Raw genomic sequence first — 23,983 nt, 5'->3', positions numbered from 1 at the left:
GAGCGTATAAAAATGCCACATTCTAAATTCTTATTACAACCGTTATGGGTTGCGATGCTTGCTGCCTCTCATTCGGGTCTAGTTTTTGCTGATTCAGAAAAAAATGATGTTGATACCAATGCTCTTCATTCATTGGCACCCATCGTTGTTACCGCACAACAAGGCAACGATGCAAATGGTCCGATCGTACATGCAGATCCAAAGCAACCGATTCAGCCCGTACCTGCTACCGATGGAGCAGACTATCTGCAAAGTATTATGGGATTTAACTCGATACAAAGCGGTGGAACAAATGGTGATGTGACATTCCGAGGTATGTTTGGTTCACGCATCAAAATTTTGACTGATGGAACTGAAAACTTGGGTGCATGTCCAAACCGTATGGATGCTCCAACTTCTTATATCTCTCCAGAAAGTTATGATCGCATTTCTGTGATTAAAGGCCCACAAACAGTCCAATATGCCAATACAGGTTCGGCAGCTACGGTACTTTTTGAACGTCAACCTGAGAAACTCACCTCTGAAAAACCTTATCGTGGGCAAGCGAGTGTCTTACTAGGTTCATATGGACGTATTGACCATAATGTTGAAGCGGCATTGGGGGATGAGAAAAAATATATCCGTTTAAATGCCAACCGTTCAGAATCCAATAGTTATCAAGATGGTGACGGCAATACCGTGCCCTCAGCATGGAAAAAGTGGAATGCAGATATAGCGCTTGGCTTTACTCCAGATGAAAACACATGGGTCGAACTCACTGGTGGAAAATCTGATGGTGAGTCACTTTATGCAGGACGTTCAATGGACGGTTCTCAGTTTGCGCGCGAAAGCTTAGGTCTACGGTTCGAAAAGAAAAATATCACTAATGTCATTAAGAAAATTGAAGGGCAAGTGAACTACAGCTATAACGACCACGTCATGGATAATTTCAGCTTACGTGAGTTTAATCCCAAAGATGGTATGTCCGATCCAATGGCATCAAATGTTGCACGCCGTACATTAAACGCACGTTTAGCGATGACTAATGAGTGGAATCAATGGAGCTTTATATCGGGTGTAGATACTCAAAATAATAAACACAGCTCACGCAGTAGTATAGGGAGTAATTACCTCAACCAGCCCCGCGTAACGGATATGATCTTTCAATCATACGGTGCTTTTGGTGAACTGGGTTATCAATGGAACGATCTCAACAAACTAGTTACAGGTGTGCGTTTAGATCGAGTCACAGTTGAAGATGAACGTGCCGATTCTCAAGCAAAAGGCTTCAATACTAAACTTGAAAAGACTTTACCAAGCGCATTTGTACGCTGGGAAAACCAACATCCTGAGCATGACCTAAAAAGCTATATCGGTTTAGGTTATGTAGAGCATATGCCCGATTATTGGGAGCTTTTCTCGCCTAAACATGGGAATGCTGGCTCAACCAATACCTTTAACGGTGTAAATCCTGAGAAAACATTACAGTTAGATATGGGCTTCCAGCAGCAACATGGTGCTTTAAATACATGGGCTTCTGCTTATGCAGGCTTAGTAGATGACTACATTTTGATGAGTTACCACCATCATCCAAGTATGGGAATGGGTGGACATGATATGAGTCATGATATTACTGCAGGGGCCAAAAACGTCGATGCAACCATCGCAGGAGCGGAAGCTGGTATTGGATATCAATTTACCGACAATATTCAGGCAGATTTGAGTGCGATGTATGCATGGGGTAAAAACACCACTGATGACAAACCACTACCACAAATTTCACCATTAGAAGGCCGCTTAAATATTCGCTATGTAGCTGACAAATATAACTTGGGTCTGTTGTGGCGAGCTGTTGCTGAGCAAAACCGTGTGAGCCTACATCAAGGTAATATCGTGGGTTATGATCTGAAACCAAGTAAAGGCTTTTCAACTCTTTCTTTAAATGGAAGCTACAACCTTCGTAAAGATATCGATGTCTCTGTTGGTATCGACAACGTATTAGATAAAACCTACACCGAACACTTAAACAAAGCGGGGAGTGCGGGCTTTGGATTTGCGAGTGAAGAGCAGTTCAATAATACCGGAAGAAATTACTGGGTTCGTATGAGCATGAAGTTTTAATAAGCTTAGCCAAATAGATGAACTGAAACTATTAACTTAATGAGAGAAATGAAATGACTAATAAATTATCGCCTGAACAGTCTTGGTGGGGATGGAAGTTACTGATTGTAGCTTCTATCTTAAGCTTATTGTTTATGATTGTTTTTTACTTAGCAATTAACAATGAACCTGACTACATGCCAAGTCAAAAAAATAAGCAGATGATGGAGTCACATGAGCAAATGAATCAAGCTGAAATGCACATGCACAGTTCATCAGCTCAATAAGCTCTTTAAAATTTGAAAAGGAAGTCTGGTTAACAGGCTTCCTTTTTTATTTTTAGGTTTTAAAAATTATTCAGGCATTCTCACTAAGATTTTTGCTTTACTTTGATTCTAATAAAACCTTAAATCAAATTTTATATAGGGCGGATGGGGCATCGGACTTCGAAAAGGTGCAGCATGAATCCCTTGTAATTATTAATAAGGCGCTTTTTACCCTGATACATTATGAGAGTCAGAAAATTTTCTTAATTTAGAACAACAGCTTAAGCTGGAATTAATGAGCATAATACTTGTATATTTAAGTCAAAAATAAAAAATTAAAATAATTTTTAATATAAAACAGATGCTTAGGTGGGTTGTTGATTTAAAAGTAAACGCTCGCGTCATTAATTTTTAATTTTCGCTTGCAAAGGGTTTTTAATGGTCTATAATGCACATCCATCGGCGGTGATGCAGATAGAAACTTGTTGAAAAACAGTTACTTGTGATTAAGTTGATTGCTTTAAGTGATGAATTTGATGAGAAGTTGGTTTTGAAGATAAGTTTTAAAAATATCGAAATTACCTGTTGACTTTTAAGAGATTAAGAGTAATATAGCCGACCTAGCTTGCTGGTGACGAACCAGGAAGAAGATCATTAAGAGAATTGAAGAACAACTTGTGTGGATTTTTACTGGTTGATTAATCGAAATAATTTTCATTGATTGATTGGTTTAAATTACTCGAAGTTTATTTGAGCGAAATTTAAGTCAGTAATTGATGAGCCAGAATTGGTACCTTGTCTTTAAATAAGGTACAAAATGATTTTAACTGAAGAGTTTGATCATGGCTCAGATTGAACGCTGGCGGCAGGCTTAACACATGCAAGTCGAGCGGAGAGAGGTAGCTTGCTACTGATCTTAGCGGCGGACGGGTGAGTAATGCTTAGGAATCTGCCTATTAGTGGGGGACAACATTTCGAAAGGAATGCTAATACCGCATACGTCCTACGGGAGAAAGCAGGGGATCTTCGGACCTTGCGCTAATAGATGAGCCTAAGTCGGATTAGCTAGTTGGTGGGGTAAAGGCCTACCAAGGCGACGATCTGTAGCGGGTCTGAGAGGATGATCCGCCACACTGGGACTGAGACACGGCCCAGACTCCTACGGGAGGCAGCAGTGGGGAATATTGGACAATGGGCGCAAGCCTGATCCAGCCATGCCGCGTGTGTGAAGAAGGCCTTATGGTTGTAAAGCACTTTAAGCGAGGAGGAGGCTACTGAAGTTAATACCTTCAGATAGTGGACGTTACTCGCAGAATAAGCACCGGCTAACTCTGTGCCAGCAGCCGCGGTAATACAGAGGGTGCAAGCGTTAATCGGATTTACTGGGCGTAAAGCGCGCGTAGGCGGCTAATTAAGTCAAATGTGAAATCCCCGAGCTTAACTTGGGAATTGCATTCGATACTGGTTAGCTAGAGTGTGGGAGAGGATGGTAGAATTCCAGGTGTAGCGGTGAAATGCGTAGAGATCTGGAGGAATACCGATGGCGAAGGCAGCCATCTGGCCTAACACTGACGCTGAGGTGCGAAAGCATGGGGAGCAAACAGGATTAGATACCCTGGTAGTCCATGCCGTAAACGATGTCTACTAGCCGTTGGGGCCTTTGAGGCTTTAGTGGCGCAGCTAACGCGATAAGTAGACCGCCTGGGGAGTACGGTCGCAAGACTAAAACTCAAATGAATTGACGGGGGCCCGCACAAGCGGTGGAGCATGTGGTTTAATTCGATGCAACGCGAAGAACCTTACCTGGCCTTGACATAGTAAGAACTTTCCAGAGATGGATTGGTGCCTTCGGGAACTTACATACAGGTGCTGCATGGCTGTCGTCAGCTCGTGTCGTGAGATGTTGGGTTAAGTCCCGCAACGAGCGCAACCCTTTTCCTTATTTGCCAGCGAGTAATGTCGGGAACTTTAAGGATACTGCCAGTGACAAACTGGAGGAAGGCGGGGACGACGTCAAGTCATCATGGCCCTTACGGCCAGGGCTACACACGTGCTACAATGGTCGGTACAAAGGGTTGCTACCTAGCGATAGGATGCTAATCTCAAAAAGCCGATCGTAGTCCGGATTGGAGTCTGCAACTCGACTCCATGAAGTCGGAATCGCTAGTAATCGCGGATCAGAATGCCGCGGTGAATACGTTCCCGGGCCTTGTACACACCGCCCGTCACACCATGGGAGTTTGTTGCACCAGAAGTAGCTAGCCTAACTGCAAAGAGGGCGGTTACCACGGTGTGGCCGATGACTGGGGTGAAGTCGTAACAAGGTAGCCGTAGGGGAACCTGCGGCTGGATCACCTCCTTAACGAAAGATTGACGATTGGTAAGAATCCACAACAAGTTGTTCTTCATAGATGTATCTGAGGGTCTGTAGCTCAGTTGGTTAGAGCACACGCTTGATAAGCGTGGGGTCACAAGTTCAAGTCTTGTCAGACCCACCATGACTTTGACTGGTTAAAGTTATAGATAAAAGATACATGACTGATGATGTAAGCTGGGGACTTAGCTTAGTTGGTAGAGCGCCTGCTTTGCACGCAGGAGGTCAGGAGTTCGACTCTCCTAGTCTCCACCAGAACTTAAGAGAAGTTCGGATTACAGAAATTAGTAAATAGAGATTATATGATCTTGGTTTATTAACTTCTGTGATTTAAATATCACGGTATTAAGCATGACCTGACGAAGGCATGTTTATTCATTAACAGATTGGCAAAATTGAGTCTGAAATAAATTGTTCACTCAAGAGTTTAGATTAAGCAATTAATCTGAATGAATTGAGAACTAGCAAATTAACTGAATCAAGCGTTTTGGTATATGAATTTAGATTGAAGCTGTACAGTGTTTAAGTACACAGACAACAGATAGTAGCGATGAAGAATCGCACGGACAACACTCACTTGTAGGTGTTGACGACTGTTTGGGGTTGTATAGTCAAGTAATTAAGTGCATGTGGTGGATGCCTTGGCAGTCAGAGGCGATGAAAGACGTAATAGCCTGCGATAAGCTCCGGGGAGGCGGCAAATATCCTTTGATCCGGAGATTTCTGAATGGGGAAACCCACCTACTTTAAGGTAGGTATTGCAACATGAATACATAGTGTTGCAAGGCGAACGAGGGGAAGTGAAACATCTCAGTACCCTTAGGAAAAGAAATCAATTGAGATTCCCTCAGTAGCGGCGAGCGAACGGGGATCAGCCCATTAAGTTATGTGTGTTTTAGTGGAACGCTCTGGGAAGTGCGAACGTAGAGGGTGATATTCCCGTACACGAAAGGGCACACATAATGATGACGAGTAGGGCGAGGCACGTGAAACCTTGTCTGAATATGGGGGGACCATCCTCCAAGGCTAAATACTCCTGACTGACCGATAGTGAACCAGTACCGTGAGGGAAAGGCGAAAAGAACCCCTGTGAGGGGAGTGAAATAGATCCTGAAACCGCATGCATACAAGCAGTGGGAGCACCTTCGTGGTGTGACTGCGTACCTTTTGTATAATGGGTCAGCGACTTATATTCAGTAGCAAGGTTAACCGTATAGGGGAGCCGTAGGGAAACCGAGTCTTAATAGGGCGTTTAGTTGCTGGGTATAGACCCGAAACCAGGCGATCTATCCATGAGCAGGTTGAAGGTTGGGTAACACTAACTGGAGGACCGAACCCACTGTCGTTGAAAAGCCAGGGGATGACTTGTGGATAGGGGTGAAAGGCTAATCAAGCCTGGTGATAGCTGGTTCTCCCCGAAAGCTATTTAGGTAGCGCCTCGGACGAATACCATAGGGGGTAGAGCACTGTTTCGGCTAGGGGGTCATCCCGACTTACCAAACCGATGCAAACTCCGAATACCTATGAGTACTATCCGGGAGACAGACTGCGGGTGCTAACGTCCGTAGTCAAGAGGAAAACAATCCAGACCGCCAGCTAAGGCCCCAAAATCATAGTTAAGTGGGAAACGATGTGGGAAGGCATAGACAGCTAGGAGGTTGGCTTAGAAGCAGCCACCCTTTAAAGAAAGCGTAATAGCTCACTAGTCGAGTCGGCCTGCGCGGAAGATGTAACGGGGCTAAAACTATGTGCCGAAGCTGCGGATTTGACATTAGTCAAGTGGTAGGGGAGCGTTCTGTAAGCCGATGAAGGTGTATTGAGAAGTATGCTGGAGGTATCAGAAGTGCGAATGCTGACGTGAGTAACGACAAAACGGGTGAAAAACCCGTTCGCCGAAAGACCAAGGGTTCCAGTCCAACGTTAATCGGGGCTGGGTGAGTCGACCCCTAAGGCGAGGCCGAAAGGCGTAGTCGATGGGAAATTGGTTAATATTCCAATACTTCTGTGTAATGCGATGAGAGGACGGAGAAGGTTAAGTCAGCCTGGCGTTGGTTGTCCAGGTGGAAGGATGTAGGTATGTATCTTAGGCAAATCCGGGGTACTCTATACTGAGATCCGATAGCAAGCTGTACTTGTACAGCGAAGTGGCTGATACCATGCTTCCAGGAAAAGTCTCTAAGCTTCAGTTACACAGGAATCGTACCCGAAACCGACACAGGTGGTCAGGTCGAGTAGACCAAGGCGCTTGAGAGAACTCTGCTGAAGGAACTAGGCAAAATGGTACCGTAACTTCGGGAGAAGGTACGCTGTTGTTGGTGATGGAACTTGCTTCCTGAGCTGACGACAGCCGCAGAAACCAGGCCGCTGCAACTGTTTATTAAAAACATAGCACTCTGCAAACACGAAAGTGGACGTATAGGGTGTGATGCCTGCCCGGTGCTGGAAGGTTAATTGATGGGGTTAGCGTAAGCGAAGCTCTTGATCGAAGCCCCAGTAAACGGCGGCCGTAACTATAACGGTCCTAAGGTAGCGAAATTCCTTGTCGGGTAAGTTCCGACCTGCACGAATGGCATAATGATGGCGGCGCTGTCTCCAGCAGAGGCTCAGTGAAATCGAAATCGCTGTGAAGATGCAGTGTACCCGCGGCTAGACGGAAAGACCCCGTGAACCTTTACTGCAGCTTGACACTGAACTTTGACCTTACTTGTGTAGGATAGGTGGGAGGCTTTGAAGTTGGAACGCTAGTTCCAATGGAGCCGTCCTTGAAATACCACCCTGGTAATGTTGAGGTTCTAACTCTGTCCCGTTATCCGGGACGAGGACCGTGTCTGGTGGGTAGTTTGACTGGGGCGGTCTCCTCCTAAAGAGTAACGGAGGAGTACGAAGGTGCGCTCAGCGTGGTCGGAAATCACGCGTAGAGTATAAAGGCAAAAGCGCGCTTAACTGCGAGACCCACAAGTCGAGCAGGTACGAAAGTAGGTCTTAGTGATCCGGTGGTTCTGTATGGAAGGGCCATCGCTCAACGGATAAAAGGTACTCTGGGGATAACAGGCTGATACCGCCCAAGAGTTCATATCGACGGCGGTGTTTGGCACCTCGATGTCGGCTCATCTCATCCTGGGGCTGAAGCAGGTCCCAAGGGTATGGCTGTTCGCCATTTAAAGAGGTACGCGAGCTGGGTTTAGAACGTCGTGAGACAGTTCGGTCCCTATCTACCGTGGGCGCTGGAAATTTGAGAGGATCTGCTCCTAGTACGAGAGGACCAGAGTGGACGAACCTCTGGTGTACCGGTTGTGACGCCAGTCGCATCGCCGGGTAGCTATGTTCGGAAGGGATAACCGCTGAAAGCATCTAAGCGGGAAGCCTACCTCAAGATAAGATTTCCCTAGGAATTTATTCCTCTAAAGAGCCGTTCGAGACTAGGACGTTGATAGGTTGGATGTGGAAGCATAGTGATATGTGAAGCTGACCAATACTAATTGCTCGTGAGGCTTGACTATACAACACCCAAGCAGTTGTATATGAAGCATCAATCGATTCATAAACATGCAAAGCAACTTGATTTAGTTAAACGCTTAGCTAAAATGAACAGATAAAGTCAGATTCAATCAGCCCGTCTGTAAAGATTTGGAAAACGCAACGTATCACCATGTGAATAAAACGAAGCAAGTATCCATACCAGTTGTGCTGGCGACCATAGCAAGAGTGAACCACCTGATCCCTTCCCGAACTCAGAAGTGAAACCTCTTAGCGCTGATGGTAGTGTGGGGTTACCCATGTGAGAGTAAGTCATCGCCAGCTCATTATTCTAAACACCCCCACTCATACTGGGGGTGTTTTTTTATGCGCGGAATAATATATTCAATTCTTTATATGATTATAATGGAAGAAATTCATATCAAATCTAATAAGGATATAACATGTCTACCGATCAGCAATTCCCCACACCCAATAATTTAGGTATCGCAGTTTATTCAAATAATGCAGAAGCTATTGGTAATACGCCTTTAGTCCGCATTAACCGTTTGATTAAAACGAGCGCAACTGTATTAGCGAAAGTAGAGAGTCGTAATCCTGCCTTTTCTGTGAAATGCCGTATTGGAGCAGCATTAATTGCGGATGCAGAAAAACGTGGTGTATTAAAAGACGGTATGCATATTGTTGAGCCAACCAGTGGTAATACAGGGATTGCATTGGCTTTTGTTGCCGCAGCGAAGGGTTATCCAATTACTTTGACTATGCCAGCCAGCATGAGTCTTGAACGTAGAAAAGTATTAAAAGCTTTAGGCGCTAATTTGGTTTTAACTGAACCAGCGAAAGGGATGAAAGGTGCAGTTGATGAAGCTGTACGATTAGCAACTGAACAGCCAGATGTTTATTTCTTACCTCAACAATTCGAAAACCCCGCCAATCCACAAATTCATGTAGATACAACTGGCCCAGAAATTTGGCAAGCAACAGGTGGGCAAGTTGATATCTTAGTTGCTGGCGTAGGTACTGGCGGTACGATTACGGGTATTTCTCGTTATTTTGAACAAGTCCAAAATAAGCCACTATACTCCGTAGCTGTTGAACCTGCCGAGTCTCCAATTATTACTCAAACCAAAAATGGAGAGAATATCACTCCTGCACCTCATAAAATTCAGGGGATTGGTGCGAACTTTATTCCAAAAAACCTTGATTTAAATCTGGTTGATGAAGTCTTACCAGTGAGTAGTGAGGAAGCAATTCAATGGGCGAGAAACTGTGCAACTCAAGAAGGTATTTTGGTAGGTATCTCAAGTGGAGCTGCCTTGGCTGCTGCTGCTAAAATTGCAGAGCGTCCTGAGAATGCTGGTAAAACAATAGTCGTTATTCTTCCTGATAGCGGGGAGCGTTATTTATCTTCTGTTTTATTTGAAGGTTTATTTGACGAATAAAATTAACTAGATAAAAAAAGCCCATTTATTAATGGGCTTTTTTATTTGATTTCAATTTATAAGGCACTTTTTAAAGTTTTTTGATGACGCTTCACAGAGCGAGCATATTTTTTTGCTTTGTGACGTGTCCAGAAGCTTCGCTCATAACCAGTTGGTCCTACATTATAATAAGCTGTCGCCTTGAACCAACTATCAGCTGATTGATAATAGTGGTTTAAGATATAAGCACCACATTGGATATTAGTAGTTTCATCATATAAATTCCCTGCACAAGTTTGTTGCCAATAGCTCGGAATAATTTGAGTTAAACCAACTGCACCAGTAGGAGAGCGAGCATTACTATTGTAACTAGACTCTTGTCTAATCACTGCTGCAAGTAAAAGGGGGGGCACATTATATTGGTCAGCACTTTGAATAATCATGGGAGATAGACGATTGGCTGTGCTCGGCGGGACAGAATAAGCTTTTTGTAAGCCTGATGAGAGCTTATTAGAGCGCCAAGAAAAAGAGCCACTATTAGGTCCTAAGCTGGTGCACCCCGTCATTATTGTCATCAACGCAATAATAAAAAATTTGAGACTAAGGCGCTGTAATTGTGATGGTTCAAAATGATCTTGAGCTAAAGATGAGGTAAACAAAATACAAAACCAATAATCAAATTTCAAATGAAATGATGGTATTCAGCTGTACTTATTGGATCAATACAAGTTCTGTTGCTCCGCGCATCTAAAAAGTAAGAATTTTGTATAATTGAAATGAAAAAACCCCGACATCCTGTCGAGGTTTCTTCGTATTCAGCTTATGTAGCTAACTCCTGTCAACTACCGCTTCCTGCGTTCTTATTCTTCTTCAATGAGACATCCTGTCTCTCTATGATTTATATATTATGAAAAAATACTAAAGTTGAATATCCGTAAATCACCGCAAGCTTTGTACGTTTTAACTTACAGTTAGCTTTTTTCAACTTTCTTAAATACAATGTCGGCCAGTTTTTGAGCTAGAGGTGCACAAATCAATACACTTGGGAAAGCTAATATCCATGCAATAATCCAAGCTGATACCCATAATGAAACGAAGTGATGATTTAATCCTATAGCCTTGAAAGTTGAAATACCTGAAATTATAAAAGACATCATTCCAGATAAAATTAAGAGGAATAAAAGTTTCTGTGCTCTCATGGTCTTATATTCCTTGATAGGTACTTAAGGTCAATGCAAAATTTTCACCAAATTGTTGAGCAGTTTTAATATCTCCTTCATCAAACCTATCGGCATTACTGCCATGTTCAGCTTGAGCCATTAAGCCTGACCATGAACCGAGACGGTTAGCTGCTTTTGCATAAGCAACACCTTGATGTTGTTCTGGCAGAATTGGATTGCCTACCCAGAGCATGCCGTGCTGCATACAAAAGGTAAAAATCGAAATTAACGTCGATTGTTTATCACCTGCAGGAAGAGAGGAAACAGTAAACCCAGCCGCTAATTTCCCTTTAAAACTTTGTTTTTTCCATAAAGGGCCTGTTGCATCCATGAGTTGTTTTAACTTGGAAGACACTCCACCTAAATATGTAGGAGATCCCCAAATTAAGCCGTCGTATTGGTTAAGAATTTCTGGGCGCTCGATAAGATCTTCGGCATTGAGCAAATCTACTTTAATATTTTTATGGTTTAAGATACCAAGTTGAATTTGCTGAGCAATAAATTGGGTATGGCCTTGGCGGCTATGGTAAATAATGGCAACAGTTTTCATGGGCAGTTTCCTCTTTTATTTAAATTTGAAATAGTTTTGAAGTGAGATATAAGCCACAGCCAAAAACACTATGGTTCATTAAACTTTTTATACAGTTCAAAAAAGGATGGGGTGTTTTTGATGAAGCAAAGCCATTACCCATGGCCGGTTGCATAATAAAAAAAGGAATGAGAACGGTGACCACACCAAACAGTAGAGCTGAGTAAAACTGAGGTTGAATCAGCCAAGTTGACCCAACAAAGAAAATAAAAATTAATGCGAAGATAATCCCAACACTGTAGTGTGCAATCCAGCCCAATAAATATTCACCTTTAATTTGAGGGCTTTGTGCAATAGTTTGATGGACGAGTTTCCCTTTAAATATCCAACCAACCCAGCGTCCGAGAAAGGAAAAATTTAAGGTCGGAATTTTGAATATCTTTAATATTAATAGCCAGATATCCATGACAATAGTTGCACCAACACCAAGAAATAAAGCTTGAAAGAATATTGTGGAGGTATTCATTTTTACACCTTGCTTTTATACGCCTAAAACGTGATAAATTTATTGTGCAAGTTCAAGTTCACTTGAAGTCAAGAGGTTGTTATGGATATTGGTGAAGTCGCTAAAAAAGCAAAAGTCACAACGGCCACGCTACGCTTTTATGAAGAGAAAGGATTAATTAAATCAATAGGGCGGCAGGGTTTACGGCGGCAATATGGCAAACAAGTACTTGATCAATTGGCACTCATTGCTTTAGGTCGTGCCGCAGGCTTTTCTTTAAATGAAATTACCACAATGTTTGGGCAAGATGGTAAGCCAGAGCTTGATCGGCAAAAACTAAAAGATAAAGCTGAACAGTTAGAGCACATGGCAAAGCGATTGCATTTTATTAGTCAGGGATTACAACATGCTGCTGTATGTCCTGCCAAAAATCATATGGAATGCCCAACCTTTCAGAACTTTTTGAAAGCAGCAATTGCAGGAGAATATCAGCCAACGAAACTTTAATTATTTTTGATGAGGTCATTTAGTTTGTGTTGGTATTGAATAGTTGGGTTTGTCATATTTTCGCCATAAAGATTTCATCTTTTTGAAGTAAAAACTTCATATAAGCTTGATTAAATTTGCTTAATTTTTTATCAACTGTATAAAACTATGAGCAAAAAAACATTAGCGGCATTATTATGCTGCGCCAGTTTAGGATTGACGGCATGTAATAATGATAATGATCAAGAACAAACGTCACCTATTGAGAACGTTGCCGAACCAACCTTAATTTCTTTTGCCAAATTACCTGTAGAAACTTATTCTGCTGGCCCAGACTCTGGCGTATATGTAAAAGGTGCAAATGGAATTTATCCTCCATTTAAAGGTCAACCTGTACAGGGGTTTTCTGCTGCATTAAAAAATGAAGATGGCAGTTATATGGCAATGGCTGATAACGGTTTCGGAACTCAAGATAATTCAGCAGACTTTTTACTTCGTATTTATAAACTGAAGCCTGATTTCAAAACTAAAGCTAAAGGCACCGGTCAAGTGACTGTGCAAAACTTTATCCAGCTGCGTGATCCGAACAAATTAATTCCGTTTAATATCGTGAATGGTAATACAGTTGATCGATTATTAACGGGCGCTGATTTTGATCCAGAATCTATGCAACGTTCTAATGATGGAACTTACTGGATTGGGGATGAGTTTGGGCCTTATTTACTTCATTTTTCAGCAGATGGCGTGTTATTAGATGCACCGATTGCTTTGCCAAATCCGTTAAACCCGACTCAAGAGCTACGTTCACCACAAAATCAGTTTAATAAAGCACAAATTAATTTTGTAGAACCTCTAGTTCAGCAAAGTGGTGGTTTTGAAGGAATGGCGATTTCGCCAGATGGGCAGTATCTTTACCCGCTTATAGAAAAGCCAATTAAATCAATTCGGGAAACAGAAAGACAGTTGCTGATTTCGCAATTTGACTTGAAGAAAAAAGCGTATACAGGAAAATATTATTGGTTCCAATTAGATAGTAAGGCAACTAATATTGGTGACTTCCAACTCTTTAATGATAAAGAAGGCATTATTATTGAGCGTGATGCGACTCAGAATAATTTAGGCGGATATAAAAAGTTAATTCGTATTAAATTAAATGAGTCAGGTCAGCTAGTAAGCCGTGAAGATTTAGTCGATTTAATTAAAATCGCTAACCCGAATTTGTTGTATAGCACAGCTAGAGCAGGGGATATTGGTACGGGACAGGTTTTTGCTTTTCCATTTGAGACGATTGAAGATGTGATCATTGAAAATGGCACAACACTTACCGTTTTCAATGATAATAACTTCCCTGGATCGACAGGGCGTAACGCAAAACTGGCTGATGATAATGAGATTATTCAGATTCGTTTGCCAAAAGCTTTGTTCTAAGCTTTACAAATAAAAAATTAAAACTGCGGCGGATTTTATTCCGCCGTATTTATTCCAAGAATAAAATATTGAGTAAACTTTAATCAAATTAATTTCTATATTATTGTTTTCGCATGTTTTATAAACAGGGAAAATGAATGAAATTCATGTTAAAATGATCGGCTTTCATCTTTAGATGTCTCTCCTCCATCTGCTAGCCGAGATTCGCAAGCCATGTCTACTGCCTACACCATGCAGACTGCGCCAAAAGCGCTGTTTGATTACGACAAATATTGGGCGTCGTGTTTTGAACCCGCACCATTTTTGCCGATGTCACGAGAAGAAATGGACCAACTCGGCTGGGATGCATGTGACTTTATTTTAGTCTGTGGCGATGCTTATATTGATCATCCATCGTTTGTATCGGGTGTGATTGGACGTGTACTTGAAGCACAAGGTTTCCGTGTCGGAATTATCGCGCAGCCAGACTGGACCAATGTTGAAAGCTTCCGCGTTTTAGGTAAGCCAACGATTGCTTGGGGTGTAACCGCAGGTAATATGGATTCGATGATTAACCGTTATACGGCAGATCGTAAAATCCGTTCTGATGATGCATATTCTCCAAACAATGAGCCAAACAAACGTCCTGACCGTGCAGCTACTGTTTATTGCCAACGTTGTCGTGAAGCTTTCCCTGATGTACCTGTATTATTAGGTGGTATTGAAGGTAGTTTACGTCGCATTGCGCACTACGATTATTGGTCGGATAAGGTTCGTCGTTCGATTTTGATGGACTCAAAAGCTGATTTGCTGATGTACGGTAATGGTGAGCGGGCCATTATTGATGTGATGCATCGTTTGGCCAAAGGTGAAAAAATCCACGAGATTACAGATGTCCGTGGTACAGCATTTATTATTAATAAACATAACAAAGCATCAAAAGCAAAGTTTGTTGAAGTTGCGAGTAATGATGTAGATACGGTTGGGCGTGTTGATCCAATTATTAACCCATATGTCATGACAGAAGATATTGATGGCTGTGAGGTTGAAAAAGAAAAGGGTAACTCTTTAGCTCAGTATCAAAATTTCCAAAAAGAGATTGTTGCAAACCCGATTGTGCGTGAAGGAGACAAACTCGATGACGACACTCAAATCGTACAATTAAAGCCAGCACCGTCAAAAGCGATTAAACACAAATTACCTCCACGAGAATTGGCGGTAATTCGTTTGCCTTCTTTTGAAGAAGTAGCGAATGATCAAGTGCTTTACGCGCATGCAAACCGTATTTTACACCTTGAAACGAACCCAGGTAATGCCCGCGCACTCGTTCAACGTCATGGTGAGCGTGATGTTTGGATTAACCCACCTCCAATTCCTCTAACCACTGAGGAAATGGACTATGTGTTTGATTTACCATATGCACGTTTGCCACATCCTACTTATGGCGATGCGCGTTTCCCTGCATTTGATATGATCAAATTCTCGGTCAACATTATGCGTGGCTGTTTTGGTGGTTGTACATTCTGTTCAATTACAGAACATGAAGGGCGTATTATTCAAAACCGTTCGGAAGATTCAATTTTACGTGAGATTGAAAAAATCCGTGATACGGCACCAAACTTCACCGGCATTATCTCAGACTTAGGTGGCCCAACGGCAAACATGTACCGTTTGCATTGTAAAGATCCTGAAATTGAGAAGAACTGCCGTAAACCTTCTTGTGTATATCCGGGCGTTTGTCAAAACTTGCATACCGATCATGCCCCTTTAGTGCAGCTTTACCGTAAAGCACGTGCAATTAAAGGTGTGAAGAAGATTCTGATTGGTTCGGGTTTACGTTATGACCTTGCTGTACTCAACCCTGAATATGTCAAAGAGCTGGTACAACATCACGTTGGCGGTTATTTAAAAATTGCACCAGAGCATACTGAACAAGGCCCGTTATCTAAGATGATGAAACCGGGTATTGGTACCTATGATCGTTTCAAACAAATGTTTGACCGTTTCAGTAAAGAAGCAGGAAAAGAGCAATATTTAATTCCTTACTTTATTGCTGCACATCCGGGTACTTCAGATTATGACATGATGCATCTTGCAATTTGGTTGAAAAAGAATGGCTTCCGTGCCGATCAGGTACAGACGTTCTATCCATCGCCAATGGCAACTGCAACAACCATGTATTATTCGGGCAAAAACCCGCTTGCTAAAGTCGCTCGTTATACTGAAAAAGTTGATATTGTAAAAGGTGAGAAACGCCGTCGTCTGCATAAAGCATTCTTACGTTACCATGATCCAAATAACTGGCCATTACTTCGTGAAGCCTTAAAAGAAATGGGCCGTGCCGATTTAATTGGTAATTCGAAGCAGCATTTAATTCCAACTTATCAGCCAAAAGGCACAGAAGGGGAATACAAATCTGCACGTAAGAAAAATTCGACTACTGCAGGCGATTCAGTTAAACGAAATAACCAGCAAACGAATAATCATTCAAATCAGAAGCGTCCGCAAAAGGGTCAGGTACTTACTCAGCATACAGGCTTACCTCCTCGTGAAACAGGCGAAAAGAGACCATTTGGTGGTAAAAGTAAACCAAAGTCGAAAGCTCGTGGCTAATGATAAAACAGGCTCTTAAACAGAGCCTGTTTTGTTTTTAATGTGACGTTTTAAATCGTATAGTGAGATTTTTGAAGATTTAAAGTACAAAAAACGTAACGAATAATGATAAATACTAAAAATCTGACGAGCTGCACTTGATTGTTGAAGACTCTATGATTATAAATAATGTGAGGGTGGCTAAATTTAAGCCAAGCTTGATAACTACAAGTGAAATTACTAAGTGAACCTTTTAAAAAACGGCTGTGTCGTTATCAATTACAACAAAGTGTGATCTAGCAAAATCATTATAAAAAACCTAAAGGATTGGACCCATGTACTATTTAATCACGATCTTATTATTATTTCTGGCTGTTGTGATGGCCGTGAAAAGTCTTTCACGAAGGAATCAACACGATAGCGCTTTAAAGCGCCGTGCAGTCTTAACCAGTCATGAGCAAATGACCTTAACCCGACTACAAACAGTTCTACCCAAATTTACAGTGTTGGCCCATGTATCTTTTGATGCACTTTTAACTACAAAATATGCGCATACTCGCCGTAAATACCAAAATATGGCAGCTGATTTTGTTGTACTTGATCAAAATTATCAGGTAGTTGTAATCGTTGTTCTCGGGGAAAACGGTTTACGTCGAGCGCATCAACAATATGAACGTCGTCTATTACAATTGGCTGGTTATCGTGTGTTGCATTATAGCGATGTGCCTGATTATGATGATTTAAGAAGAGATTTATTAAGTCCTGAATCAGAGCTAGCAACTTTGCATGCAACGCCACAGCTAGAAAGAATGTCAAATGCTTTTGTGAAGTCTTAAAAAATGAGTCACTATAGCAATTGATAGGAGAATTTATTAAAGAAGATCTTGGTAATATGCTGATATTAAAGATTTTAAAACCTATAAAAAAATGAGCAATATCAAAAAATATTGCTCATTTTTATTTAGATTTATATGTCTAAAACTATGGAAGTACCGCAACAACCGTCATTTCTACAAGTACATCTGGCGCATAGAGTTTTGATTCTACACAAGTGCGTGCGGGTGGATGTCCTTCGCTAATCCATGCATCCCAAACGGCATTCATTGCTGCATAATCTTTTTCGATATCTTTTAGAAAAATCATGACAGAAAGAATATGAGTTTTATCAGTTCCTGCTTCTGCCAATAAACGATCAATATTGTCTAAAGTTTGTTGAGTCTGTCCTGTAACATCTACGCTTGTATCGTCTGCGAGTTGTCCAGCCAAGTGAACCAAATTACCTGAAATCGCGACTTCGCAGTAGCGTGAAGTAACGTGTAAACGCTTTACCGTCATAAAAAATGCTCTAGAGTGACTTTATTTAATAGTTTTGATTTTATGAAGAGTTACTAGCTCGGTGCAAGCAAGTAAAAAGGAATTTCAGTAGATTATTGTGATGAGGGGATAGTTAAGCCATGTATCAGAAGAGCCCTGCAATATTCGGATTTGGTCGTCACGCCAATCACAGGACGATATGCCGAAAGTAAAGGTTGCTTTGGCATGTTGCAAATACATGGGTAATGAATATGCGTTGATTAGGTTACTCTAAAGTTTGGGTAAAAGGGAGCCTGTTTTGTTCAAAAGTTGTTCTTTCGAGTAAAAATTAATCAATTACCACAGGTTAAGCTGGAAGTCATCGGCTTGGGTCTGTAATTGATAAACCCCTATACCAATCAAGCGAAATTGGAAATGTTCAGGTATTTGCATTTCATTTAATAATAAAAATAAAACTTGGATTAAGTCCTGTAGCGATTGGATCGGTCTTTTAAAGCTTTTACTATGTTGTAATGTCTGAAAATTCTTAAGTTTAAGCTTAATATTTACACCACGTGCATTGAGTTGTTTTTTCTCTAGAGTTTGCCAGACTTTTTCAGCTAATCCCTGCCAATAGGGCTGGCATTGAACCAAAGTAAAATCACTATCGAAGGTGGTCTCTTTGGAAATTTGTTGGCGAGCTCTTTCAGCTTGAACAGGCCTATGATCAATGCCTTGGGCATATAAATAAAGCTGTTGTCCATATTTTCCAAAATGATGAACTAAAACGGCTTCTTCAATTTTCTGTAAATCACCTAAAGTATGTAAATGAAGCTGTTGTAATTTTTCCTGAGTGACTTTACCCACCCCAGGAATCTTTTTTAGTGGGAGGTCTTGAATAAAAGTAGCAACTTGCGAAGGTTTAATTACACATAAACCATTCGGTTTGTTCCAGTCGGAAGCAATTTTTGCCAAAAATTTATTTGGTGCTACGCCAGCCGATGCAGTAAGTCCCGTTAATCTAAAAATATCTTCCCGAATGTGCATAGCCACTTCAGTTGCACTTGCCATCTGTTTTAGGTTTTCAGTGACATCTAGATAGGCCTCATCTAAAGATAACGGTTCAATAAGCAGCGTATATTGCTGAAAGATCGAGTGAATTTGCGCGGAAACTGTACGGTATTTTTCAAAATTTGGCTCAATAATAACGACCTGAGGGCATAGTTTCCTTGCCTGAGTCATCGACATGGCTGAACGTAAACCAAATTCGCGGGCAGGATAGGATGCAGCAGCAATCACAGCTCGGGGATGATGAGATGAGATAACAACGGGTAGATGCCTTAATTCAGGGCGTTCCCGTAATTCGACCGATGCATAAAAGGCATCCATATCGATATGAATGATTTTGCGCATATTATTGTGCTTACACGATGCCTTGCTGCTGTAAAAATTGGTGCCATTCTTTGACTGAACCCTCATAAACATTGAGGTCTACTGGCTTTGTCATGCCTTCAATTTTACCCTGATTACTATGCTGCCAAAAGAGCCATTTTCTTTTGTCTTTCAGCTCAGGTTTACCTTCGTAATCTCTAACCCAAAGCGGTGTATTGGGAAAATTACCTATTAGCACAATGTGGTAAAAGGTTTTAGAAATATAAAAAATAGGCTGTTTGCCATAATGCTGTTTTAAGCGGTCATGCATAATGCCTATTTCTTTAAGTAATTGTTCTTTTGTATGCGCATTAATACAGTTGCCGTCATATTCCAGATCAATGACGGGAGGAAGAGCATCGGTTTTATTTGGAACTGTTGCAATAAAATTTTCGGCTTGTGTTTTACCATCACGACATAGGCGATAAAAATGATAGGCCCCAACATGGAACCCATGTTCGCGTGCTTTTAACCAGTTTTCTTGAAATTTTGGATCTTTATAATCCCCGCCTTCGGTTGCTTTTAAATAGACGAATTGGAATTTTTCAGGTGATATCTTTTTCCAGTTAATGTCACCCTGATGGTGAGAAACGTCAAAGCCCTGAACTGGATAATCTTGTGCAACGGCTTTTTGTTGATAGAACAAACCAAAATAAGCTAAGACTCCCATAACACAAGCCAAGCCAATTCCAATTAAGGCATTGTGCCGTGCTGTGAAAAAGGGTTTAGCCAGTTTGGTCATGCAAAACTCATTAAAAATATGAAGTAAACATCATAGCGTGATTTATGAAAGAGAAACTACGCTAAAAATGCAACCGCTTAAACAGACGTATCCTTTGGAATTTGCCAGAAAATAAATGCAGTAATGACATTGATACAACCGAGACAAATGAGGGTGACATGAAACGCTGTTGTCACATGGTCTGCACCATAATAATGGGTAAAGATATTAATAAGGGTGCCTGCTAGTGCCACACCAATACTCATTGAAAGCATCATAATCATCGATAAGAAACTATTACCGCTACTCGCATCTTGTTGAGGCAAATCTTTCAAGGTCAATGTGTTCATGCCAACAAATTGCAGGGAATTTAATGTGCCAAATAAGAAGAAGTGTAAGGCTCTAACCCAAGTTGGAGTGTCGACTGTCATGATGGCAAAAGAAGCAATACATAATCCAACGAGTGTTGTGTTGATGAGTAAAAAACGTCGATAGCCAATTTTTTGAATAATAGGTCTGACAATTGGCTTTGAAAATAATGAACCTAGGACCAATGGAATCATCATTAAACCTGCAATAAAGGGTTCAAAACCAAAAGCGACTTGTAACATGAGTGGTAAAACAAAAGGTAAGGCATTACCACCAAAGCGTGCAAAGAAATTCCCTAAAATACCAATCGCGTAAATCTTGTTTCTAAAGAGTCGGCTACGAAATAATGCATTTTGATGAGTATGTGAATGATAGGCATACCAAAGTGTTGCGATTATGCCGACGACTAATAGCGAAATGCTGAACCATTTTGAATATTCTGGCGAGGCTAAATGTTCGATACCCAAAGACCAGCCAATCATGGCCACTACTAATAAAATGAAGCCGCCCAAATCAAAGTTTTTGACTGAGGGTTCTTTTACATTTGGCATGACTTTTAACGTCATTAATATACCTAAGATACCCATGGGAATATTGATGAGGAAAATCCAGTGCCAAGTTGCAACTTCAACTAACCAGCCACCTAAAGTTGGACCAGCCAAAGGCCCGAGTAAACCTGCAAGACTCATTAAGCTCATTGCGGCTAAAAACTGAGTGCGTGGAATAATCTTTAAAAGTGATAGTCGGCCAACAGGAAGTAGTAAGGCTCCGCCTACGCCTTGGATGACTCGGAAAAATAAGAGTTCATTGAGGCTCTGAGAAAGACCACAACCTAAAGAGGCTAAAGTAAAAATAACGATTGCCGACAAGAAAATATTTCTGACACCAAAGCGGTCTGCTAACCATCCACTTAAAGGAATACAGGCAGCAACCGATAATACATAGGCCACCACTACGCTGTGCATGCGTAAAGGATCCTCATTGAGATGATGAGCCATGGCAGGAATAGCGGTATTTACAATCGTTGTGTCCAAGGCCTGCATAAAAAAGCCAATAGAAACCAAAAGAACGAGTAAGCGATATTCGGGCTGCAAGGCTTGGTGAGTCGGCGTGGCATTCATAACATTTAAAAATTAACGTTTTAATCTAGTGTAAAACAAAAAAAGCGGCAGAACCGCTTTTTTATAGAGAGTAGATAGACAACTAGACAACAAATCTTTTCGGCATTTTTAGATTTTTAATGACGTTATAAATTTGATCGACCTCTTCACATACAATTAATTTAGCTCGGTGCTGAAGGGGTAGAAAACCTTCTTGAACTGCATGGTCTAATTGGGCGATCAATGCATTATAAAAGCCATTTACGTTATATAAAATCATGGGCTTTTGATGTTGGTTGAGTTGGCCCCAAGTGGCTATTTCCAATATTTCTTCAAATGTTCCTAAACCACCTGGTAACGCAATAAATGCACTTGCACGTTCCGCCATCATGGCTTTACGTTCATGCATGGTTTCTACGATATGTAATTCAGTTAGTCCTGCATGTGCGACTTCATAATCAAGCATAAATTCAGGGATCACCCCGACAGCTTCTCCGCCGTTTGCGAGAACGCTATCTGCGACTTGTCCCATTAAACCGATACTGGCACCGCCATAGACTAAACCAAAGCCTTGTTCAGCAATTCCGTGAGCCAGTTCAATTGCTTTTTCTCGGTAGATTGGGTTATTTCCTGCACGTGAACCACAATATAATGCAATAAGAGGTTGTTTTGTTTTTACAGCTGTTATTGGTAAATCATTTACTGCCATTGTTAATACGCTATTCATTGCTTTATTTTCACCTTATCACGTTCATATTTCTTGTCTACACTAAGCAAAAGATATGACAACTTTATAAGCAGATTTATAAGAAAGATTCATGTTTTGTATGGGTTTGGTGAATGCTGGTTATGTACAAATAAAAATGATGAATTTATGTTAAATCTTGCCTATACTAAAAAATCGTTTAACAACATATGAACAAATATGGGTAGTGGTTGTAGTCGCTCCGTTTTAATTTCTTGTCCTAAAAAAACATTTTCCGCACTTTGTGTAGGCGCGCCTGTTGTGTTGCCAAATAAAGATAAAATTCAAACAACACAGGAGCAGGATCAATGATCTTTGAATGGATGTCTGATCCCTCTGCTTGGGTAGGCTTAGCGACCTTAATTGTTCTTGAAATTGTATTGGGGATCGATAACCTCGTTTTTATCGCTATTTTGGCTGAGAAATTGCCGCCGGAGCAACGAGCTAAAGCGCGTATAGTCGGTTTAGTACTCGCCTTGGGAATGCGTCTTATACTCTTAGCCTCGATCGCTTGGGTTGTGACACTAACTGAACCACTTTTCCATATTTTTGATCATCCTTTCTCTGGTCGTGATCTGATTTTATTATTCGGTGGTGTGTTCTTACTCTTTAAGGGCACCATGGAATTGCATGAACGAATGGAAGGAAAACAGCTTCATAAAGAAGATAATCCTGTTCATGCTGCGTTCTGGATGGTCATTGTTCAGATTGTCGTACTTGATGCGGTATTCTCACTAGACAGTGTGATTACAGCTGTAGGTATGGTGAAAGAGCTGTCAATCATGATGGTTGCGGTTGTAATTGCTGTCGGAATCATGTTGTGGGCATCTAAGCCACTCATGGACTTTGTCAATAAACATCCAACAGTTGTTATTCTGTGTCTTGGCTTCTTGATGATGATCGGTTTCTCTCTGGTCGTGGAAGGGTTTGGTTTCCATATTCCGAAGGGCTACTTATATGCTGCAATTGGTTTCTCGGTTTTGGTGGAAATTATCAATCAAAGCATGCGCCGCAATCAGGAAAAGATGGTTACAACCACAGATTTACGTTATCGCACAGCTTCTGCAGTTTTACGTATGTTAGGCAGTAAAAATAGCGGTTCTAGTTCAGATGCCCAATCAGCTGATAAAGAAGATGTACTGGCTACACAAGCGTTTGCAGATGAAGTTTTTGACGAAGAAAACGGCGCTTATCACAGTGTGCTTGTACAAGGCGTACTTGGCTTATCAGAGCGTCCAGTAAAGTCTGTTATGACTCCACGTCCTGAATTAGAGTGGATTGACTTAGACGATGAACCTGAAGTTTTAAAAGAACGTTTAATGTCAATGACTCACTCTCGTTTGATCGTTGCACGTGGTGAGCTTGATAATATTGAAGGTATTGCGCTTACGCATAAAGTTTTAAATAACTTTATTGAAACAGGTGTGATTGATTTCCAAAAGCATTTACGTGAACCTGTGATTGTGCATGAAAATGCTCAAGTACTTATGGTTATGGAACAATTACGTCAAGCTCCTTTACAAATGGCCATCGTATTAAATGAATATGGTTCTATCGAAGGTATCGCAACGCCAATTGATATCTTAGAAGCAATTGCGGGTGAATTCCCAGATGAAGATGAATTAGATGCTGCTGCCGAAAGTTTGGCAGATGGTTCCTTAATGCTTGAAGGTTCAACTGACATTCGTCACGTATCACTTTTATTAGGTCGTGATCTCGTTGATGAAAGCGAGCAGTATTCAACTTTATCGGGTTACTTGTTATTCCATTTAGGTCGTTTACCAGAAAATGGTGAAGCTGTTGAGGCAGACGGTTACCGCTTTGAAGTGATTACCATGGAAGGTCATAAAATCGAGAAAGTTCATATTGTTTCTATTGAGCAAGATGAACCAAAAGATTAAATAACGTTTTAAGTCTAGAAACATCATAAAATAGCTCAACTTTGAGCTATTTTTTATTTGAGAAGTA

General features: G+C 41.2%; 17 protein-coding genes, 2 tRNA genes, 3 rRNA genes and 1 pseudogene. 14 read left to right on the top strand and 9 right to left on the bottom strand.

The annotated features are described in order from the left end of the window. Nucleotides 1-12 precede the first annotated feature (12 nt). The 8 genes from oprC (at nucleotide 13) to cysK (ending at nucleotide 9,638) form a co-directional block, all read left to right on the top strand. Nucleotides 13-2,100 carry a TonB-dependent copper receptor gene (gene oprC, locus SOI81_RS16510; RefSeq protein WP_320541005.1) on the top strand — a complete coding sequence of 696 codons (2,088 nt, stop codon included), beginning with the start codon at nucleotides 13-15 and terminating at the stop codon, nucleotides 2,098-2,100. Nucleotides 2,101-2,153: 53 nt separating this feature from the next. After that, nucleotides 2,154-2,366, top strand: a complete 213-nt coding sequence (locus SOI81_RS16505; RefSeq protein WP_016142488.1) for a hypothetical protein — start codon at nucleotides 2,154-2,156, stop codon at nucleotides 2,364-2,366. A gap of 803 nt (nucleotides 2,367-3,169) precedes the next feature. After that, nucleotides 3,170-4,707: ribosomal RNA gene (locus SOI81_RS16495) — 16S ribosomal RNA — on the top strand. 59 nt (nucleotides 4,708-4,766) lie between these two features. Further along, a tRNA-Ile gene (locus SOI81_RS16490) sits at nucleotides 4,767-4,843 on the top strand. 55 nt (nucleotides 4,844-4,898) lie between these two features. After that, nucleotides 4,899-4,974 (top strand) — tRNA-Ala (locus SOI81_RS16485). Between the two features lie 354 nt (nucleotides 4,975-5,328). Next, nucleotides 5,329-8,219 (top strand): 23S ribosomal RNA (locus SOI81_RS16480). A gap of 186 nt (nucleotides 8,220-8,405) precedes the next feature. Further along, nucleotides 8,406-8,520: ribosomal RNA gene (gene rrf, locus SOI81_RS16475) — 5S ribosomal RNA — on the top strand. The 16S, 23S and 5S rRNA genes sit together here with 2 tRNA genes alongside, the layout of an rRNA operon. A 119-nt stretch (nucleotides 8,521-8,639) precedes the next feature. Next, complete coding sequence (cysK, locus tag SOI81_RS16470; RefSeq protein WP_239975887.1) at nucleotides 8,640-9,638, top strand: cysteine synthase A; 999 nt, start codon at nucleotides 8,640-8,642, stop codon at nucleotides 9,636-9,638. Between the two features lie 56 nt (nucleotides 9,639-9,694). On the opposite strand, the gene SOI81_RS16465 is transcribed toward cysK, so the two are convergent. From SOI81_RS16465 to SOI81_RS16450, 4 genes are all read right to left on the bottom strand, one after another. Then, a complete protein-coding gene (locus SOI81_RS16465) occupies nucleotides 9,695-10,303 on the bottom strand; it encodes a lytic transglycosylase domain-containing protein (protein ID WP_239975888.1) in 609 nt (202 codons plus the stop codon). A 285-nt stretch (nucleotides 10,304-10,588) separates the two neighbouring features. Further along, nucleotides 10,589-10,816 carry a DUF2798 domain-containing protein gene (locus SOI81_RS16460; RefSeq protein ID WP_239975889.1) on the bottom strand — a complete coding sequence of 76 codons (228 nt, stop codon included), beginning with the start codon at nucleotides 10,814-10,816 and terminating at the stop codon, nucleotides 10,589-10,591. A gap of 4 nt (nucleotides 10,817-10,820) precedes the next feature. Beyond that, nucleotides 10,821-11,387, bottom strand: a complete 567-nt coding sequence (locus SOI81_RS16455; protein WP_239975890.1) for a flavodoxin family protein — start codon at nucleotides 11,385-11,387, stop codon at nucleotides 10,821-10,823. A 19-nt stretch (nucleotides 11,388-11,406) separates the two neighbouring features. Beyond that, nucleotides 11,407-11,892, bottom strand: coding sequence for a DUF2938 domain-containing protein (locus tag SOI81_RS16450; protein WP_239975891.1), 486 nt, complete (start codon nucleotides 11,890-11,892; stop codon nucleotides 11,407-11,409). Nucleotides 11,893-11,973: 81 nt separating this feature from the next. On the opposite strand from SOI81_RS16450, the gene SOI81_RS16445 reads away from it, so the two are divergent. From SOI81_RS16445 to SOI81_RS16430, 4 genes are all read left to right on the top strand, one after another. Beyond that, nucleotides 11,974-12,378 carry a helix-turn-helix domain-containing protein gene (locus SOI81_RS16445; RefSeq protein ID WP_239975892.1) on the top strand — a complete coding sequence of 135 codons (405 nt, stop codon included), beginning with the start codon at nucleotides 11,974-11,976 and terminating at the stop codon, nucleotides 12,376-12,378. A gap of 147 nt (nucleotides 12,379-12,525) precedes the next feature. After that, on the top strand, nucleotides 12,526-13,785 hold the full coding sequence (locus tag SOI81_RS16440) for an esterase-like activity of phytase family protein (protein WP_239975893.1): 1,260 nt from the start codon (nucleotides 12,526-12,528) through the stop codon (nucleotides 13,783-13,785). Between the two features lie 213 nt (nucleotides 13,786-13,998). Continuing rightward, nucleotides 13,999-16,377 (top strand): YgiQ family radical SAM protein, encoded by a 2,379-nt coding sequence (locus SOI81_RS16435; protein ID WP_224993584.1) that lies wholly within the window; start codon nucleotides 13,999-14,001, stop codon nucleotides 16,375-16,377. A gap of 314 nt (nucleotides 16,378-16,691) precedes the next feature. Continuing rightward, nucleotides 16,692-17,192 (top strand): DUF2726 domain-containing protein, encoded by a 501-nt coding sequence (locus SOI81_RS16430; protein ID WP_239968090.1) that lies wholly within the window; start codon nucleotides 16,692-16,694, stop codon nucleotides 17,190-17,192. A 145-nt stretch (nucleotides 17,193-17,337) separates the two neighbouring features. On the opposite strand, the gene SOI81_RS16425 is transcribed toward SOI81_RS16430, so the two are convergent. Further along, the gene (locus tag SOI81_RS16425; protein ID WP_239975894.1) at nucleotides 17,338-17,691 is read right to left on the bottom strand and encodes a RidA family protein; all 354 of its coding nucleotides are present in this window, start codon (nucleotides 17,689-17,691) and stop codon (nucleotides 17,338-17,340) included. A gap of 194 nt (nucleotides 17,692-17,885) precedes the next feature. Between SOI81_RS16425 and SOI81_RS16420 the strand changes: the two are divergent. Next, nucleotides 17,886-18,002: pseudogene (locus SOI81_RS16420) on the top strand (hypothetical protein). Nucleotides 18,003-18,006: 4 nt separating this feature from the next. Here SOI81_RS16420 and dinB read toward each other — a convergent pair. The 4 genes from dinB to SOI81_RS16400 all read right to left on the bottom strand — a co-directional run bounded on the left by dinB (nucleotide 18,007) and on the right by SOI81_RS16400 (nucleotide 21,997). Next, a complete protein-coding gene (dinB, locus tag SOI81_RS16415; protein WP_239975895.1) occupies nucleotides 18,007-19,062 on the bottom strand; it encodes a DNA polymerase IV in 1,056 nt (351 codons plus the stop codon). A gap of 10 nt (nucleotides 19,063-19,072) precedes the next feature. Next, nucleotides 19,073-19,822, bottom strand: a complete 750-nt coding sequence (gene yegX / locus SOI81_RS16410; protein WP_239975896.1) for a glycoside hydrolase family 25 protein — start codon at nucleotides 19,820-19,822, stop codon at nucleotides 19,073-19,075. 77 nt (nucleotides 19,823-19,899) lie between these two features. Next, nucleotides 19,900-21,291 (bottom strand): multidrug transporter subunit MdtD, encoded by a 1,392-nt coding sequence (gene mdtD / locus SOI81_RS16405; protein ID WP_239975897.1) that lies wholly within the window; start codon nucleotides 21,289-21,291, stop codon nucleotides 19,900-19,902. A gap of 82 nt (nucleotides 21,292-21,373) precedes the next feature. Then, entirely contained in the window at nucleotides 21,374-21,997 is a 624-nt protein-coding gene (locus SOI81_RS16400; protein WP_239975898.1) for a TIGR00730 family Rossman fold protein, read from the bottom strand. Between the two features lie 326 nt (nucleotides 21,998-22,323). Between SOI81_RS16400 and yoaE the strand changes: the two genes are divergently transcribed. Then, nucleotides 22,324-23,916 (top strand): TerC family protein, encoded by a 1,593-nt coding sequence (yoaE, locus tag SOI81_RS16395; protein WP_104080692.1) that lies wholly within the window; start codon nucleotides 22,324-22,326, stop codon nucleotides 23,914-23,916. Nucleotides 23,917-23,983: the final 67 nt, after the last annotated feature.

Source organism: Acinetobacter pittii (genome assembly GCF_034067285.1).
GTDB lineage: Bacteria > Pseudomonadota > Gammaproteobacteria > Pseudomonadales > Moraxellaceae > Acinetobacter > Acinetobacter pittii_E.
Note: the sequence above shows the minus strand (reverse complement) of the source record. Positions and strands in the feature narration are given on the sequence as shown.